We start from the raw sequence: 18,066 nt of genomic DNA, 5'->3' as shown, positions 1-18,066 counted from the left end.
CCATCAGTTCATCAGCGTCCGCCTCAGCATCTGCAGGGCGTACTCCTGTTCCTTCGTTTTCTCGCCGCCGGCAACGGCCACGTCCTCGGCAATGCCGATCAACTGCTGACGCTCTTGCATATCGAGCGCCTTCATCCAGAGATCCCGGAACCGGCGGATCGGGTCTTCGGGGCTGGTGACGTTCTTGGACGCCCAATCGGCGAAAACCAGCACCTCCTCCATATCGCCCGGCCGAATGATGCCTTTCATGCGGCTGCGGACCACATCCTTCGCAGCGTCGAGATACATCGGCTTCTCCTTGGCGAGGCAGAAGAAGAAGGCCACTGCCGCAATCGCCGGATCGGCGATCGAGGCCAGCGGCGCTGCCTCCGCCTGCTTGCGCAATTTTCCACGCTTATAGGCGCCCCGCATCCGCTCGACGGAATCGATGATCTCGCTTCCCGCCTCACGCACCATCTTAAAACGCCAATACCAGATGACCGCGCCGCTGACCGCCGCGACCAGAATACCGAGAAAAGCCATGATGAAACCCCACAAAAAACCCCGCCCGTTTTAGAGCGTTTTCTTTTGTCAGGTTCAAGCCTCTAAGTTGCATGGATCACCGGCCCAAATAGTTCTCGATCACCTTCGGATCCGAGCTGACGAAATCGATCGATCCCTCAGCCAGCACCGAGCCTTCCGCAAGGCACGTCACCTTGACGCCGAGGTCGCGGATGAAGCCCATGTCGTGCTCGACGACGACCACCGAGCGGGTCCGGGCGATGTCCTTGAGCAGGATTGCCGTTTCCGCCGTTTCGGCATCTGTCATGCCAGCAACCGGTTCGTCGACCAGCAGCAGCTTCGGCTCCTGCGCCAACAGCATGCCGATCTCCAGCCATTGCTTCTGCCCATGCGAGAGGTTGGCGGCGAATTCGTCGCGCCGATGCGTCAGCCGCACCGTTTCGAGGATCTCTTCGATGCGTGCTTTGTCCTCGCCCGAAAGGCGATAGAACAGCGTCGAGAACACGCCGCGGCGGCGGTTCAGCGCCAGTTCCAGATTGTCCCATACCGTGTGGCTTTCGAAGACCGTCGGCTTCTGGAATTTGCGGCCGATGCCGAGCTCGGCAATATCCGCCTCGTCCTTTTTGGTGAGGTCGATCGTGCCGTTGAAAAACACCTCGCCCACATCGGGCCTGGTCTTGCCGGTGATGATATCCATCATCGTCGTCTTGCCGGCCCCGTTCGGGCCGATGATGGCGCGCAGTTCACCGGGCTCGATGACGATCGACAGCGAATTCAGCGCCTTGAAGCCGTCGAAGGAAACCGAGACGCCGTTGAGGTAAAGCACGCTGTTGGGTTTGACGTCGGGGATCATGGCGCTCACTCCGCGGCCTGGATTTTCGGTTCGATGACGTCTTCCTGCGCCACCGGTGGGGCAGCCTTGGAGACGGCTTTCCGCCTGCCGAGATATTGAGCGATCGTGCCGACGACACCTTTCGGCAGAAACAGCGTGACGGCGACGAAAAGACCACCGAGCGCAAACAGCCAGAACTCCGGGAAGAGGCCGGTGAAGATCGTCTTGCCGCCGTTGACGAGGATCGCGCCGATGATCGGTCCGATCAGCGTCGCCCGCCCGCCGACCGCCGTCCAGATGACCACTTCGATCGAGTTGGCGGGGGCGAATTCGCCGGGATTGATGATGCCGACCTGTGGCACATAGAGCGCGCCGGCAATGCCCGCCATCATCGCCGAGACGACGAAAGTGAAGAGCTTGAAGTGTTCGACGCGGTAACCGAGGAAGCGCGTGCGGCTTTCGGCATCGCGCACCCCGACCAGCACCTTGCCGAACTTCGAGCGCACGATCGCTGAGGCAAGCAGCAGCGACAGCGCCAGCAAGACCGCGGTTGCCGCAAAGAGGGCTGCACGCGTGCCGTCAGCCTGGACGTTGAAGCCGATAATATCCTTGAAATCGGTCAGGCCGTTATTGCCGCCGAAGCCCATGTCGTTGCGGAAAAAAGCCAGCAGCAGCGCGTAGGTCATCGCCTGGGTGATGATCGAGAGATAGACGCCATTGACGCGTGAGCGGAAGGCGAACCAGCCGAAGACAAAGGCGAGCAGGCCGGGCACGACGAGCACCATCAGCGCCGCAAACCAGAAATGGTTGAAGCCGTACCAGAACCAGGGCAGATCCTTCCAATTCAGGAACACCATGAAATCGGGCAGGATGGGGTCGCCGTAGCTGCCGCGCGTGCCGATCTGGCGCATCAGATACATGCCCATCGCATAACCGCCAAGCGCAAAGAAGGCGCCGTGGCCGAGCGAGAGAATGCCGCAGAAGCCCCAGACGAGATCGAGCGCCAGCGCCAGCAGCGCATAGGTCAGATACTTGCCGAACAGCGACATGATGTAGGTCGGCACATGCAGCGGATTGGTCGGCCCGGTCATCAGGTTGAGGACCGGCACGAGAGCGGCGACCAGAAGCAGCAGCGCGATGGCAATGACGATCTTGCGATCCAGTGACCGGAGAAGGAAGGCCGTTATCATGCTTCCACCGCCCTTCCTTTGAGTGCGAAGAGCCCGCGCGGACGCTTCTGGATGAAAAGAATGATGAGGACGAGCACCAGGATCTTGCCGAGCACGGCACCGGCGAAGGGCTCGAGGAACTTGTTGACGACGCCGAGCGAGAGCGCGCCGACGAGCGTGCCCCAGAGATTGCCGACACCGCCGAAGACGACGACCATGAAGCTGTCGATGATGTAGGATTGGCCGAGGTTCGGAGAGACGTTGTCGATCTGGCTGAGCGCCACGCCGGCGATACCGGCGATGCCCGAACCGAGAGCGAAGGTGAAGGCATCGACCCAGCCGGTGCGGATGCCCATCGAGGACGCCATGCGGCGGTTCTGCGTGACGGCGCGCATCTGCAGTCCGAAGGCTGACCGCTTGAGCAGCAGGAGCAGCGTCACGAAGACAACCATCGAAAAGACGATGATCCACAGTCGATTCCAGGTGATCGAGAGCCCGCCGAGATCGAAGACGCCGGACATCCAGGTTGGATTGCGGACCTCGCGGTTGGTCGGGCCGAAGATGCTGCGCACGGCCTGCTGCAGGATCAGCGACACGCCCCATGTGGCGAGCAGCGTTTCGAGCGGGCGGCCGTAGAGATAGCGGATGACGGCGCGCTCGATGACCAGGCCGACGAAGCCGGTAAAGACGAAGGCGGCGGGCACGGCAAAGGCAAGTGAATAATCCGCCACGCCCGGGAAGGCCGAGGTGATGTATTCCTGCACGACATAGGTCGTATAGGCCCCGATCATCACCATCTCGCCATGTGCCATGTTGATGACGCCCATGACGCCGAAGGTGATGGCAAGGCCGATCGCCGCAAGCAGCAGCACCGAGCCGAGCGACAAGCCGTACCAGACGTTCTGGGCGACATCCCACAACGCCAGGCTGCGATTGATGGTGCTGATATTGGCCTGGATCGCCGGCTTCAAATCGTCAGGCGCGGTTTCGAGCGTGGTCGTGAGGATGGTCAGCGCATCACGATTGCCGCGAGCCGCGATCGTATCGATCGCAGCCTTCTTGTCTTCGACGCTCGCATCGGTCTTCAGCAGCAGCACTGCGCGCGCCGCTTCCATCGTATTCTTGATCTCGGCGTCCTTTTCAGCCGCAAGCGCCGCGTTCAGCAGGTCGAGATTGGCGGGATCGGCATCATTCAGCAGGCCCTGTGCCGCGGCGAGCCGCGCCGAGCGGTCCGGGCTCATCAGCGTCAGCTGGCTGGTGGCGGCGCCGATGACGCCGCGAAGCGCATTGTTGATCTTGACCTTGATCATCATGTCAGGGTCGACATCGGCAGCGGCTTCGCCGGTGATTGGATCGGAATAGGTCGGTTCGTCATCGGTGCCGCCCTGGAGGAGCACCGGGCCGCCGTCGGAATTGACGTAGAGAAGGCCCTCGCTCAACTGCTCCAGGATCTGACCGACATGCGGGTCCTTGGAGGCGACCAGCGTCTTGATGGCCGCTTCGCGCTCCGGAAAATCGCCGACGCCGAGCGCATCGATGAGCACGTGGATATCGTCCTCGGCGCGAACTTCGCTCGATGTTGGCAGGCCGGGAACCGCGAGGCCGATAAATGTCAGGCCCGAGAATGTCAGGCAGAGCGTGATGAGGAAAATCTTTATGGCGCGATACATCGGCTTTCTCGCCCTTGATAGTGTTGGCCTCGCGGCACAATCGCTGGGACGGAGCTTCCGCCCGGTGTTGAACCGGACGGAAGTCTTCAGGCAATCATCTGATCGGGGTCGTACTCAGGAACCCTTGCCGCCGCACTTGCCGGTGGCAACGTTGAAGTTGCCGCAGGACATCGGCTTGCGCCAATCGGAGATCAGGTCCTTGGAGTCGGGCAGGTAATCCGACCATTCGTCGCCAACAACGGCGGGGGTCTGCTGGACGATTTCGAACTGGCCGTTGGCCTGGATTTCACCGATCAGCACCGGCTTGGTGATGTGGTGGTTCGGCATGACGGTCGCATAACCACCCGAGAGGTTCGGAACGCTGACACCGATGATGGAGTCGAGAACCTTGTCGGTATCGGTCGTGCCGGCAGCCTGGACGGCCTTCACCCATGCGTTGAAGCCGATATAGGCAGCCTCCATCGGATCGTTCGTCACGCGCTTGTCGTTCTTGGTGTAAGCGTGCCAGTCCTTGATGAACTTCTTGTTGGCCGGGCTTTCCACAGACTCGAAATAGTTCCAGGCAGCGAGATGGCCGACGAGCGGCTTGGTGTCGAGACCGGCAAGCTCTTCTTCGCCGACGGAGAAGGCGACGACGGGAATGTCGGTTGCCTTGATACCCTTGTTGCCCAGTTCCTTGTAGAACGGAACGTTGGCGTCGCCGTTGATCGTCGAGACGACGGCGGTCTTCTTGCCGGCCGAACCGAATTCCTTGATCTTGGAAACTTCGGTCTGCCAGTCGGAAAAACCGAACGGCGTGTAGTTGGTCATGATGTCTTCTTTCGGAATACCCTTCGAAATCAGGTATGCCTCGAGAATCTTGTTGGTCGTGCGCGGATAAACGTAGTCGGTCCCTTCAAGAACGAAGCGCTTGACGCCTTCTTTTTCCATCAGGTAGTCGACGGCCGGAATGGCCTGCTGGTTCGGAGCAGCACCGGTGTAGAAGATGTTGCGCGAGGATTCTTCGCCCTCATACTGCACGGGGTAGAAGAGCAGCGAATTCAGCTCTTCGAAAACCGGCAGAACGGACTTGCGCGACGAGGACGTCCAGCAACCGAAGACAGCGGCAACCTTGTCCTTCTGGATCAGTTCGCGGGCTTTTTCGGCAAACAGCGGCCAGTCGGAAGCCGGATCGACAACAACCGCCTCGAGCTTCTTGCCAAGAAGGCCGCCCTTTTTGTTCTGCTCGTCGATGAGCATCAACATGGCGTCTTTCAGGGTGGTTTCGGAAATCGCCATGGTGCCGGAAAGCGAATGCAGCACGCCGACTTTAATCGTGTCGTCGGCGGCAAGTGCGCCCTGGAAGGCGGCCGATGCCGCCATGACGGCACCGAGCGCAGCGCCGGTGATCGTGGATCTGAGATTCATCTGGTTGAGCCCCTCTTCTTGTTCCGCAACAGGCCGGAAACGGAATTTAACTGTTGCCGAGGGGACTATCGGGTGCTGCATCACAAAAACACATACGCAAAATGACGTAGGTGCAGGGGGCAAACGAGCAGGCCGGAAAGCCAAGAGCATCCCCGCAGTTGGGAATGCCCTCTCGGTTCGCAAAGAAAATTATCCTTCGATCGTCAGTGTGACTGAGGTCGGACCGTAAGAGAGGCTCGCCTTATGGCCGGAGATGGTGAGCTTGCCGAAGGTGCCGGAAAGGGTGCCGGCCTTCAGGATCTCGATCTTCGTTCCGGTCGCCGGGACAAAACCATCGGCAAGCGTCACGTCGAGATCGCCGGCCAGCGCTGCTTTGCCCTCGATCGCCAGCGTGCCGGCGCCGTTTGCACCGAGCGCCAGTTTCGCCGTCGCATTGGCTGACTGCTGATAGTCCCCGCTTACGGCCAACGGCTTGTCGGCCGCCACGACGAGCGAACCGCCATCGACCATCAGTCCGCCGGAGCCGAAAGCCGAGGACGACCCGGCCACCAGCGCGCCCTCTTCGAGCACGGTGCCGCCGGCATAGCTGTTGGCGCCGGATAGTCCGAGAATGCCGCTGCCGCGCTTCACCAGCTTGCCCTTGCCGCCGATGTCGTTGCGCCAGCTATCGATCGCACTGAAGCCGCCCTTTGCAGCATCCATCGTCACGGTCACATCTTGATCGAAGGCGCCGTAACCGTCGGCGGCGGCAAACAGGTTGAGGCGGCCATAACCTTCCGCGTCGTCGAGGAGCGGATAGCCGGAGGCGATCTCCGTCGTCTTCAACACGTCGCGGCGCTGCTCGCCATCGAGATAGGGCAGACGCGTTTCGAGAAGCGCTTCGGCACCCTCCGGCACGCCGGGCGGATCGTCGGCAGGCCGTAGCTCAGGCGCTGCAGCACATAGGCGCGATTGGCGTCATGATCGGCAAAACGGTCTGCGGCGGTCGGCGCCGCATGCGCAGCAACTTCGAGCGCACCCGCGTCGGCAACGCCCGATTTGGCGATGAGCCAGGACTGTGTCTGGGCATAAGCATCGCTCTTCAACCCGGCATTGTCGGCCTTGTTCAGATTGTAGACGACCGTCGCGGTGCCAAGCATGCGGCCGCCCATCACGTCGAGAGGGGAATGCATGCCGGCAAGGATGCGATCCTCACCCAGCTCGCTGGCGCGCGTGATCATTTCCTGGAAGCGTTGCGGCGCGAGATAGGCCATGGCGAGCGCATCCCGCCAGGCTTCCGCCGTATGTCCGCTTGGGAAGCCGCCGTCCTCGACCGGCTTGCCGCTCTTGGCAGGCTCAAGCGTCGGGACGACCGAAACGTCCTGGCTCCAGCGGTAGGGACGGCCATATTTGAAGTAGCGCTTGGCGGGCTCCGTCGAGCCGTCACCGCTGGCGGCGTTGATGAAGTCGATTGCGAGGCCCATGTCCGGATTGGCATCGGTCTTGTTTTCGGTGTCCGGCTTGCTGCCGGCGCCGCGATTGTTGCCCTTGTCGTCATATTTGACGGTCGTCGCATCGGCGGCCACCGCGGTGATCGTGGTGGTCTGCTTGGAGCCGGCCTTCCAGGCGTCGGTCAGCGGACCAAGGCCATCGACGATGCTGGCATTCTTGCCCCGCCGGTCGTCGAGATAGGCGGCCACGGCCTGATCGGCCGTCCGCGCCTTGGTCACCTTGACGACATAGGCGATGTTCGCATCATGGACGAGTTTGTTGATGACCTGACCATCGGTCTTGCTGAGCGGAATGCCATCCCAATCCGTCTTGGCAACCGCCGGGCAATTGTCCTTGGCCGGCGCTTCGACGCCCGCATCAACGAAAGGCGTGCGCGGCGTCCAGACTTCGAGGAAACCGGAGAGAAGGTGAACGGCGGCATTGGTGTCCACCGTCGAGAAGCAGGCGTCACCGCGCTTGTTGGTGTTTCCGGTCTCGGCATAAGGCGCGTCTACCGCCGTGGCCTGCTCTGCGACGGCGAGCGACGGCACGATCGAAACGAGGCAGACGAGGGCGGTGCTCAGGCGGAAAAAGCTTGAAACAAACATAGGTGATACCTGAAATGGTTGAAGGAACGGCGGGAGAGTTAGAGGCTTGGTGTGACAGACCGGCTTCAAAAATATGGCGGTTCCGTGAATCTGCCAGTGCTCCGCCCTTGCCTTTCTCACCCATCCCGCCAAAACTGTTTCGAGACGATAGGCCAACCGGAATGCCGGAAGGAAGACATGGCAGCCCGCCAACGCATCATTCCGGTAAGACGCGAATATAATCGCTGGGTCGCCAACCAGACGCTGGAAGATTATGCGCTGCGCTTCACCGCAAAAAGCGCCCGTCATTTCTCCTCGCAGCGCATCGCCCAGACGGCGATCGGCGCGATCTCGTTCCTGGCGCTGGAAGCGATCGGCGGCGCCATCACCCTCTCCTACGGCACCACCAACGCCTTCTATGCCATCATCGTCGCTTCGATCGCCATGCTGGCGATCGGCCTGCCGATCAGCCGATACGCCATCCGCCATGGCGTCGACATCGATCTTCTGACGCGCGGCGCCGGCTTCGGCTACATCGGCTCGACCATCACCTCGCTGATCTATGCGAGCTTCACCTTCATGCTGTTTGCGATCGAGGCCTCGATTATGTCCGGGGCGCTGGAACTCACCCTCGGCATCCCACTCTGGATCGGCTACATCCTCAGCGCCGTCATGGTGATCCCGCTGGTGACGCACGGCGTGCGGCTGATCAGCAAGTTCCAGTTGATGACACAACCCTTCTGGATCGTGCTGAACATTCTGCCCTTCATCTTCATCGCCTTCATGGACTGGCAGAAATTCGATCTCTGGCGCGCCTTTGCCGGCATCCATCATGCCTCAGGGCCGCCCGGCACCGTCGCCGATTTCGATCTGGTGGAGTTCGGCGCCGCCTCCGCCGTCATCCTCGCCCTGATGTCACAGATCGGCGAACAGGCCGACTTCCTGCGCTTCCTGCCGCCGGAGCCGCGGCGCAAGTGGCGCCATCGCCTCGCTGTCTTTCTCGCCGGCCCCGGCTGGGTCGTCATCGGCGCGCCGAAGCTGCTTGCGGGATCGTTCCTGGTCGTGCTGACCCTGGCCTCGGGCGTGCCAGTCGATCGCGCCGCCGACCCGGCGCAGATGTATCTGACCGCTTTCGGCTACATGGTCCCCTGGCAGAATGCCGCGCTGTTGCTAATGGCCGCCTTCGTCGTCGTCTCGCAGCTGAAGATCAACGTGATGAATGCCTATGCCGGCTCGCTCGCCTGGTCGAACTTTTTCTCGCGGCTGACCCACAGCCATCCCGGCCGCGTCATCTGGCTGGTCTTCAACGTCGCGATTGCCCTGCTTTTGATGGAACTTGGCATCTACCGGCTGCTGGAGGAGACGCTCGGCATTTTCTCGATCATCGCCATGGCCTGGCTCTGCACGATCTCCGCCGATCTCTTCATCAACAAGCCGCTTGGCCTCGCGCCGCCCGGCATCGAGTTCAAACGCGCCCATCTCTACGACATCAACCCGGTCGGGCTCGGCGCCATGACGCTGTCGGCGACAGTATCGCTGATTGCCCATTTCGGCGCCTTCGGCGCGACGGCCGCCTCGCTCGCTCCCTATATCACCCTCGTCATCGCGCTCATCGCCTCTCCCGCGCTCGCCTGGGCGACGAAAGGCAGGTTCTACCTCGCCCGCAAGCCGCGCCACAGCTGGAAGAACCTGACGAGCATCACCTGCTCCGTCTGCGAGCATCCTTTCGAGCCGGAGGATATGGCCTGGTGCCCGGCCTATGCCGCGCCGATCTGTTCGCTCTGCTGCTCGCTCGACAGCCGCTGCCACGACATGTGCAAGCCTGCCGCCCGTCTCAACGCCCAGGTCGGCACCGTCGCCAAGGCGCTGCTGCCGGAAACCGTGCTTGGCAAGCTGACGACGCGCCTCGGCCGCTACGGCATCGCCGTCGTGCTGGCCTTGACCGCCATCGGCGCGATCCTGGCGATGATCGCTCATCAGGTCGCCGCCGCCTCGCCCGAGACGGCTGAGGTCGTCAACCGCACCATCCTGATCGTCTTCTTCGTCTTCTCGGTGATTTCAGGCGTCGTCTGCTGGTTCTATGTGCTCGCCCATGACAGCCGCGTCGTCGCCGAGGAGGAATCCTCGCGCCAAAACACGCTGCTGCTCAAGGAGATCGCCGCCCACAAGAAGACCGATACCGCCTTGCAGAGCGCCAAGGAGACAGCCGAGGCGGCCAACCGCGCCAAGAGCCGCTATGTCGTCGGGTTGAGCCACGAACTGCGCACGCCGTTGAACGCCGTGCTCGGCTATGCCCAGATCCTCGAGCGCGACGAAACCATCCCGGCGCCGCGCCAATCCTCGATCAAGGTCATCCGCCGCAGTGCCGAGCATCTCTCCGGCCTGATCGACGGGCTGCTCGATATTTCCAAGATCGAGGCGGGCCGGCTGCAGGTCTATTCCAACGAGATCAACATCCAGGATTTCCTCGACCAGATCGTCGACATGTTCCGCCCGCAGGCGCAGGCAAAAGGGCTTGCCTTCATCCACGACCGCGCGCCGGCCTTGCCGCAATTTGTCCGCACCGACGAAAAGCGGTTGCGCCAGATCCTCGTCAACCTGCTCTCCAATGCCATCAAATTTACCGACGAAGGCAGCGTCACCTTCGATGTCGCCTATCGCAACCAGGTTGCGACCTTCACCGTCACCGATACCGGCCGCGGCATCGCTGAAAAGGATCTGACGCGCATCTACGAACCCTTCCAGCGCGGCGAGGCCGAAAGCGTGCGGCCGATGCCGGGCCTCGGCCTCGGCCTCACCATCACCCGGCTTCTAACCAACACGCTCGGCGGCGAGATTGCGGTCTCGAGCATCAAGGACGAGGGCTCGACGTTCCGCGTCCGCCTCATGCTGTCGGCGGTCATGCGCGCCGTGGCCGCCGCGCCCCAGGAAAAGCGCATCGCCGGATATGATGGCCCGCGCCGCACGGTGGTTGTCGTCGACGATAACGAGGATCATCGCGAGATGATGCGCGAAATCCTGGCGCCTCTCGATTTCATCGTTCTGACGGCGGCGGGCGGCGCCGAATGCCTGACGCTGATCGAAGGCATCATGCCTGATCTTTTCCTCGTCGATATCCTGATGCCCGGCATGAACGGCTGGCAGCTCGTCTCGCGTCTGCGCGAGGCCGGCCAGACGGCACCGATGCTGATGCTTTCGGCCAATATCGGTGATGCCGCCGTGCTCAGCGACAGCGACGACAGCCACAATGATGCGATCGGCAAACCGGTCGACATCCGCCAGCTGCGCGACAAGCTGGCATTGCATCTTGGCCTGAAATGGGTCTATGCCGACGCAGCAGCAGCCGTTCCTGTTAAGACCGAAGCGCCGATGCTGAGCCCGGGTGCCGCCCATGTGCAGGAATTGCTGCGGCTCGGCGAAATCGGCTATATCAGAGGCATCGAGGCCAAGCTTTCGGATCTTGCCAAGGTGGAAGAAAATCAGCCATTCACCGAGAAACTCTACGCCTATGTCGCCGTCTTCGATCTCGCCGGCTTCATGACCTTCCTGCATGACTTCGACGAAAAGGTGGAACCCATTGGCTGAGCCGGCCCTGCCCCGCGACATCGTTCTGCTCGTCGACGACTCGCCCGAAGCGCTCGGCTTCCTGACCGACGCGCTCGAACAATCTGGCTTCTCCGTGCTGATCGCCACATCGGGCGCGGCGGCACTTGGCATCGTCGAGCGCATCACGCCCGATCTCATCCTGCTCGACGCCGTCATGCCCGCCATGGATGGCTTCGAGACCTGCCGCAGGCTGAAGGCGAATGCGGCGGTGGCGCAGGTGCCCGTCATTTTCATGACCGGCCTGACCGAGACCGAGCATGTCGTGCACGCGCTGGAATCCGGTGGTGTAGACTATCTTGCCAAGCCGATCAATATCGACGAGTTGCGCGCCCGCATCCGTGTGCATCTGCGCAATGCCCGCTCGGCGCAGAGCGCCCGGGTTGCACTCGACGCCGCCGGCCGCCATCTGCTGGCGGTCAAGGGCGACGGGGCAATCCATTGGTCGACGCCGCAGGCAACACGGCTGGTCAATGCCGCCATGGGCAGCGACGAGGGCATGGAAATCGTCGTCCGCCATATAGCCGGCTGGATGCGCGACCGCGCGGCCGCAGTGCGCGACGGCATCATCTCGATCGCCCATGCCGGCCAGGCGGCGCTGCAGCTTGCTTTTCTCGGCGCGATCGGCCCGGACGAATATCTTTTCCGCCTCACCGCCGCCAATCAGCGCAGCGACGACGAGATGCTGCGCCAGCGCTTCTCGCTCACCCAGCGCGAATCCGAAGTGCTGCTCTGGATCGCCAAGGGCAAGGCCAACCGCGACATCGGCGAAATATTGGGACTGTCGGCACGCACCGTCAACAAACACCTCGAACAGATCTACGTGAAACTCGGCGTCGAGAACCGGGCGTCAGCTGCGGTAAAAGCCACACACGTGCTGCACGAGATCTGAGCAAAGTCGGGCGGCACAGCGCCCTCGCCGCGGCAGCCCGAGATTGAAACCTCCGCAAAACAAAGAAGCCCGGTCGAAACCGGGCTTCAATCTCATGCAAAAAGGGAAGGCAAGCTTACATGCCCTGCGGCACGTAGGTGTACTTGCCGTCTGCGCCCTTCTTCCATTCGTACATGATGTACCCAGGAATCTTCGGGTCACCCTTTTCGTCGAACGAAATGTCGCCGAGAACCGTCGTGAACGGACCCTTTTCCTTCATGGCCGTGGCAACGGCTTCAGGATCGACCGAACCGGCAGCCTTGGCGGCACCGGCGATCGCCTGCATCGCAGCGTAGGAATAGAGCGTGTAGGCTTCCGGGTTGAAACCGGCAGCCTTGAACTTTTCGACGAGTTCCTTGTTGGCCGGGTTCAGTGTCGGATCAGGACCGAAGGTGTTCAGCGTACCGGCAACGGCGTCGCCAGCGATCGAGGCCAGTTCGTTCGAAACGATACCGTCGCCCGAAACCAGCGTTGCCTTCAGGCCCTGATCTGCGGCCTGACGAATGATAAGACCGGCTTCGGTGTGCAGACCGCCCCAATAGATGATCGAGACGCCGGCTTCCTTCATCTTGGCGATGAGGGCCGAGAAGTCCTTATCGCCGACGTTGATGCCTTCATACATGACTTCCGTCACACCGGCGGCATTCATCGCCTTCTTGGTTTCATCGGCAAGACCCTGACCGTAAGGTGTCTTGTCGTGAACGACCGCGATCTTGGCGTCCTTGAAGTGATCGGCAAGATACTTGCCGGCGATGGCGCCCTGCTGGTCGTCACGGCCGCAGGTACGGAAAGTGTTCCAGAGACCGCGTTCCGTAAACTTAGGGTTCGTAGCGGCCGGGGTGATTTCGAGGATGCCGTTTTCGGCATAGACTTCCGAAGCCGGGATCGAAACGCCCGAGTTGAAGTGGCCGATGACGAACTTGACACCGTCGGCAACGAATTTATTGGCGACCGAAATGCCCTGCTTCGGGTCGGAGACGTCGTCGCCGAGCTCGAGCTTGATCTGCTCGCCATTGATGCCGCCAGCAGCGTTGATATCGGCGGCCGCCTGCTCGGCGCCCTTCTGGAGCTGAGCACCGAACGCAGCGTTCGGGCCGGTCAGCGGACCAGCGACAGCGATGAGAACGTCGGCCCATGCGTTGCCGCTGAAGGCGACCATCGCCGTCAGAGCCACCGCCGACAGAAGAGACTTCTTCATATTGTTACTCCCAATTTTTGGGCGGGTTCCGGTCCAAGGCCCAGCGCACTACCCACCATTGACTGCGCCAGGAAAGCTGTTCCACTCTGAAGGCAATTCATGCCTAGTTTCAACGGACTGTCAATGTTTGTCCTTCCACGAAAACGCGGAAGTTTTTTCGTACAGCCAGTAATAGTTGTTGACCATCTGATTGGTGCGGCGAAAGCGGAAGCCGGCGGTCGAGAAGACCAGCAGCGTCACGAAATCGATGCCGTAGAAGAGAGCGCTGAGCATCGGCCCATCGAACAGGGCGTGGTGCAGGAACTGCATCGCCCAGGCGAGCAGGAAAGTGTAGACGACAGTCAGCGGGTAGTTGTTCCAGCCTTCGGCAACCGCCTTGCCGGCGCGCCAGGCCGTCCAGAAGCCGATCAGCACGACGATCGCGCGGATGATCAACCGGGCACCGGTATCGCTTTCGAAGAAAAGTCCCTGCATGTCAAACTCCCTTCGAGCTCAGTGTCTTCCGCCTTCGAGATAGGCGGCACGGACTTCAGGATTGGCGAGCAGCTCCTTGCCGGAGCCGCTCATCGTCACCTTGCCGTTCACCATCACGTAAGCGCGGTGCGAAAGCCTCAGCGCAGCAAATGCGTTCTGCTCGACGAGGAAAACGGTGAGACCTTCCTGTTCATTAAGCTTGCGGATCGCCTCGAAGATGCCCTTGACGATCAGCGGCGCAAGACCAAGAGATGGTTCGTCGAGAAGCAGCAGCTTCGGGCGCGCCATCAGCGCGCGGCCGATCGACAGCATCTGCTGCTCGCCGCCCGAAAGCGTGCCGCCGCGCTGGGCGTGGCGTTCTTTCAGGCGCGGGAAGAGCGTGAAGATCTTCTCGACGTCCTCGGCGAAGTATTTGAGATTATCGAGGCCTGCGCCCATCTGAAGATTTTCCAGAACCGTCATCCGCGGGAAGATGCGGCGTCCCTCAGGCGACTGCGCGATGCGCAGGCGGGCGATTTCGTGGGTCGGCATGTGTGTGATGTCGCGACCCTCGAAGACGACCGAGCCGGTACGGGCCTGCGGGCTGCCGCAGATCGTCATCATCAGCGTCGACTTGCCGGCGCCGTTGGCACCGATCAGGCTGACGATCTCGCCCTTGTTGACGTGGACATCGATGCCGGCCAGCGCACGGATATTGCCATAATAGGTTTCGACGCCATTCACCTGAAGGAGCGGTTGACCCGTCATTACTTCATCGCCCATCAATTTGCGCCTCCTTCGAGCTGCTCGACGGTTGCGATCACCTCTTCCACTTCTTCATCTTCGACACCGAGATAGGCCGCGATGACCTTCGGATCGTTCTTCACGTGATCCGGTGTGCCATCGGAAATCTTCTGGCCGTATTCGAGGACGACGACGTGGTCGGAGATTTCCATGACCACCGACATGTCATGCTCGATGAGCAAGATAGATGTTCCGGTTTCGGCACGGATGCTCTGCAGCAGCGCATTGAGGGTTGCCGATTCCCGCGGATTCAGGCCGGCGGCTGGTTCGTCCAGGCAAAGCAGCTCGGGGCCAGTGCACATGGCACGGGCAATCTCGAGACGCCGCTGGGCTCCGTAGGGCAGATCACCTGCCGGATCGTCGGCCCGGTCGATCAAATCGGCCTTCTCCAGCCAATGGCGCGCAAGCTCGATCGATGCGGCCGCCTCCCGCTTGTAGGGACCGATGCCAATGAGGCCGAGGATCGTATAACCCGACGCCTTCATCAGCTTGTTGTGCTGGGCGACGAGCAAGTTTTCGAGAACCGTCAGGCCGGAGAACAGCCGGATGTTCTGGAAGGTGCGCGCCACCTTGGCTTCTTTGGTGATGCGAAAGTCCGGCAGACGCTCCAGCAGATACTGCTTGCCGCTCTTCTGGTTAAGCGTGATCATCCCCATCGTCGGCTTGTAAAAGCCGGTGATGCAGTTGAAGACCGTGGTCTTGCCGGCACCGTTCGGGCCGATCAGCGCAGTGATATCGCCGCGCTTGGCTTCGAAGGAGAAGTCGTTGATGGCCATCAGGCCGCCGAACTTCATCGACAGGTGTTCGACCTTGAGAAGCGTGTCGCTCGACATGGTGTTGGTGACGGGGCTCATCAACCATGGCCCTCCTTGATGAAGCTTCCGGAAATTGCCTTGCGCGCCTTGAGGAAGGCGGTCGGTTCACGCGAACCGACGAAACCGCGCGGCTTGAACAGCATAACCACGACCATGGCGAGGCCGAAGATCAGCATACGATACAATTCCGGCGTGAAGGTCGGCCCGAAAACTACTTTCAGGAAGTCCATTTCGCGCAGCAACTCGGTGCCGCCGACCATGACGATTGCGGCGATCGCAATCCCGGTCAGAGAACCCATGCCGCCGAGGACCACGATGGCGAGGATCACAGCCGATTCCAAGAACACGAAAGATTCCGGCGAAACGAAACCCTGACGGGCAGCAAAGAAGGAGCCGGCGAAACCGGCAAACATCGCTCCCGTCGCAAAGGCCGTGAGCTTGGTCGTCACCGTATTGATGCCGAGCGAGCGGCAGGCGATCTCGTCTTCGCGCAGCGCTTCCCAGGCGCGCCCAATCGGCATGCGGCGCAGCTGGATGGTCACGTAGGCGGTCAGCATGCAGAGCGCCAGGATGAGGTAAAAAAGGAAGATCTTGTAGTAAGCCGAGGACATCGACAGGTGAAAGAGCTTGGCGAAGCCGCCGGCCGTCGCGTCGAAGGGAATGCCGAACAGCGTCACCTTGGGAATGCTCGAGATACCGAAAGTCCCCTTGGTGACATCCGTCCAGTTGATAAGCACGAGGCGGATGATTTCGCCGAATGCGAGCGTCACGATGGCGAGGTAGTCGCCGCGCAGGCGCAGCACCGGAAAGCCGAGAATAACGCCCCAAAGTGCGGCGAAAATGCCGGAGAGCGGGAGGAGAACCCAGAAGGACAGGCCGAAATGGCTCGAAAGCAGCGCATAGGAATAGGCGCCGACCGCATAGAAAGCGACATAACCGAGATCGAGAAGACCGGCGAGGCCGACGACGATGTTCAGCCCCCAGGCAAGCATCACATAGATCAAGATCTGGATGCCGAAATTGTCGACATATGTCAGCGACCCCTGCGGACCTTTGATCGCTACCACCACCATGGGATAAAGCAGCAGCGCGATCAGCGCGATCTTCAGGAAATGACGGTGGAAGAAGCTCTTCTCGGTTGAGATGGCGAGTTCGCCCTGTCTCGCCTTTGCCAGCTTGCGGCTGTCGAGATGTGGCCGCAGGAAAACCACCGTGGCGAAGCGCCCGATCGCGGCGACAGCGACGAAGACCGCAAGCAGCCCCCAGCGCTGGACGATGATCAACTCATTATTGATGTTCTGGTCGGTCTTGAGGCCGACATAGAGAACGAACATGCCGAACGAAAGGACGGCGGCGAAAAGGGCTTCGGTAAGGCCTTTACGGACAAGTCCGGCATCGGGCTTGCCTGCAGAATTTTCAATGTTTGCCATGACGTTATACCTTCTCGACTTCCGGCCGTCCAAGAATGCCCGTCGGCTTGAAGATCAGCACGAAAGCGAGGATGGCGAAGGTCGCGACATCCTTGTACGCGATGGTGAAATAAGCCGACCACAGCGATTCGATCAGACCGATCATCAGCCCGCCGAGAACGGCACCCGGCAATGAGCCGATGCCGCCGAGAACGGCTGCGGTAAAAGCCTTCACACCCGGCGTGAAGCCGTCGGCGAACGAAGCGACGCCATAATACATCAGATACATCGTGCCGGCGACGGCAGCCAGCGCCGCACCCATGACGAAGGTGATGGAAATCGTCTGGTCGACATTGACGCCGAGCAGCGCCGCCATCTTGCGGTCCTGCTCCGTGGCGCGCTGGGCACGGCCGAGTGCGGTACGATTGACGATGTACCAAAAGACGGCGAGCAGCACGACCGTGATCACGATGATGACGATCTGCTTCAGCGACACCGAGATGTTGCCGAACTGATAGACCGAGCTGATCATCGGCGGGATCGGCTTGTTGCGCGGACCCTGCGTCACCTGGATGAAATTGGACAGTACGATCGACATGCCGATCGCCGTGATCAGCGGCGCCAGGCGGAAGGAACCGCGCAGCGGGCGGTATGCGATCCGCTCGATCGTCCAATTCCACAAACTCGTCATCAGCATCGCCACGACAAGCATCGCCAGCAGCAGAATTGCCACCGGGAGACCTGCAAAGATGGATGTGAGGACGAGAAAGACGATAAGAGCGGCGAAACCACCGAGCATGAAGATATCGCCATGGGCGAAATTGATCATGCCGATAATGCCGTAAACCATCGTATAGCCAATAGCCACAAGGCCATAGATGGATCCGAGCGTCAGCCCATTGAAGAGCTGCTGGACGAAATACTCCATATGTCGTTTTCCCCTGGATGCGAACCACACGGGCTGCATCTCTTTTTGGTTCTTCGGTTCCCCGTTTCAGAGAACCTCATAGGCCGAATGCATACCGGTTTCGGTGGAAATGTGAAGACAAAAAGGATTTACTCCGACAAATTCTTGTCCGAACAGGCCTAAATGGCGCATTTTGAACCAAAATCCACAGAAAATCGGCAAAGAAAGGCCTATTTTTGATCAGAAACCGCCACTGAGTTAACGATTCGGAGATTTGGTCGGCGATTTCCCTTGTCCGCTTGGCGCGTAA

13 protein-coding genes and 1 pseudogene are annotated in these 18,066 nt (G+C 60.9%); 2 read left to right on the top strand and 12 right to left on the bottom strand.

What is annotated here, in order from left to right; all coding sequences use genetic code 11:
* Nucleotides 1-3 precede the first annotated feature (3 nt).
* The 6 genes and pseudogenes from MF410_RS01590 to MF410_RS01565 all read right to left on the bottom strand — a co-directional run bounded on the left by MF410_RS01590 (nucleotide 4) and on the right by MF410_RS01565 (nucleotide 7,781).
* Nucleotides 4-522 (bottom strand): hypothetical protein, encoded by a 519-nt coding sequence (locus MF410_RS01590; RefSeq protein WP_097629197.1) that lies wholly within the window; start codon nucleotides 520-522, stop codon nucleotides 4-6.
* A 76-nt stretch (nucleotides 523-598) separates the two neighbouring features.
* Entirely contained in the window at nucleotides 599-1,354 is a 756-nt protein-coding gene (gene urtD, locus MF410_RS01585) for an urea ABC transporter ATP-binding protein UrtD (protein ID WP_097629198.1), read from the bottom strand.
* Nucleotides 1,355-1,359: 5 nt separating this feature from the next.
* Nucleotides 1,360-2,523 carry an urea ABC transporter permease subunit UrtC gene (gene urtC, locus MF410_RS01580; protein WP_097629117.1) on the bottom strand — a complete coding sequence of 388 codons (1,164 nt, stop codon included), beginning with the start codon at nucleotides 2,521-2,523 and terminating at the stop codon, nucleotides 1,360-1,362.
* Nucleotides 2,520-4,172 carry an urea ABC transporter permease subunit UrtB gene (gene urtB, locus MF410_RS01575; protein ID WP_239620102.1) on the bottom strand — a complete coding sequence of 551 codons (1,653 nt, stop codon included), beginning with the start codon at nucleotides 4,170-4,172 and terminating at the stop codon, nucleotides 2,520-2,522. The genes urtC and urtB overlap by 4 nt, the downstream gene beginning before the upstream one ends.
* Nucleotides 4,173-4,286: 114 nt before the next feature.
* Nucleotides 4,287-5,579, bottom strand: a complete 1,293-nt coding sequence (gene urtA, locus MF410_RS01570; RefSeq protein ID WP_054182904.1) for an urea ABC transporter substrate-binding protein — start codon at nucleotides 5,577-5,579, stop codon at nucleotides 4,287-4,289.
* Nucleotides 5,580-5,768: 189 nt separating this feature from the next.
* Nucleotides 5,769-7,781 (bottom strand): annotated as a pseudogene (locus MF410_RS01565) (phosphatase PAP2 family protein).
* Between the two features lie 53 nt (nucleotides 7,782-7,834).
* On the opposite strand from MF410_RS01565, the gene MF410_RS01560 reads away from it, so the two are divergent.
* On the top strand, nucleotides 7,835-11,221 hold the full coding sequence (locus tag MF410_RS01560) for an ATP-binding protein (RefSeq protein ID WP_097629121.1): 3,387 nt from the start codon (nucleotides 7,835-7,837) through the stop codon (nucleotides 11,219-11,221).
* Nucleotides 11,214-12,131 (top strand): DNA-binding response regulator, encoded by a 918-nt coding sequence (locus tag MF410_RS01555; RefSeq protein WP_097629122.1) that lies wholly within the window; start codon nucleotides 11,214-11,216, stop codon nucleotides 12,129-12,131. Before MF410_RS01560 ends, MF410_RS01555 begins: the two co-directional genes overlap by 8 nt.
* 115 nt (nucleotides 12,132-12,246) lie before the next feature.
* Here MF410_RS01555 and MF410_RS01550 read toward each other — a convergent pair whose 3' ends face one another.
* The 6 genes from MF410_RS01550 to MF410_RS01525 form a co-directional block, all read right to left on the bottom strand.
* Complete coding sequence (locus MF410_RS01550; protein WP_097629123.1) at nucleotides 12,247-13,368, bottom strand: branched-chain amino acid ABC transporter substrate-binding protein; 1,122 nt, start codon at nucleotides 13,366-13,368, stop codon at nucleotides 12,247-12,249.
* Between the two features lie 120 nt (nucleotides 13,369-13,488).
* Nucleotides 13,489-13,842 (bottom strand): DUF6867 family protein, encoded by a 354-nt coding sequence (locus MF410_RS01545; RefSeq protein WP_097629124.1) that lies wholly within the window; start codon nucleotides 13,840-13,842, stop codon nucleotides 13,489-13,491.
* 18 nt (nucleotides 13,843-13,860) lie between these two features.
* Nucleotides 13,861-14,604: an ABC transporter ATP-binding protein gene (locus MF410_RS01540; protein ID WP_179867178.1), complete on the bottom strand. Its 744-nt coding sequence runs from the start codon at nucleotides 14,602-14,604 to the stop codon at nucleotides 13,861-13,863.
* A complete protein-coding gene (locus tag MF410_RS01535; RefSeq protein ID WP_003581862.1) occupies nucleotides 14,604-15,479 on the bottom strand; it encodes an ABC transporter ATP-binding protein in 876 nt (291 codons plus the stop codon). The genes MF410_RS01540 and MF410_RS01535 overlap by 1 nt, the downstream gene beginning before the upstream one ends.
* Nucleotides 15,479-16,870, bottom strand: coding sequence for a high-affinity branched-chain amino acid ABC transporter permease LivM (livM, locus tag MF410_RS01530; protein WP_097629125.1), 1,392 nt, complete (start codon nucleotides 16,868-16,870; stop codon nucleotides 15,479-15,481). The genes MF410_RS01535 and livM overlap by 1 nt, the downstream gene beginning before the upstream one ends.
* A 4-nt stretch (nucleotides 16,871-16,874) precedes the next feature.
* Nucleotides 16,875-17,777: a branched-chain amino acid ABC transporter permease gene (locus tag MF410_RS01525; RefSeq protein WP_049731672.1), complete on the bottom strand. Its 903-nt coding sequence runs from the start codon at nucleotides 17,775-17,777 to the stop codon at nucleotides 16,875-16,877.
* Nucleotides 17,778-18,066 lie beyond the last annotated feature (289 nt).

The sequence above is a fragment of the Rhizobium sp. C104 genome, from assembly GCF_022354505.1.
GTDB lineage: Bacteria > Pseudomonadota > Alphaproteobacteria > Rhizobiales > Rhizobiaceae > Rhizobium > Rhizobium redzepovicii.
This window is presented reverse-complemented; position numbering and strand designations above follow the sequence as displayed.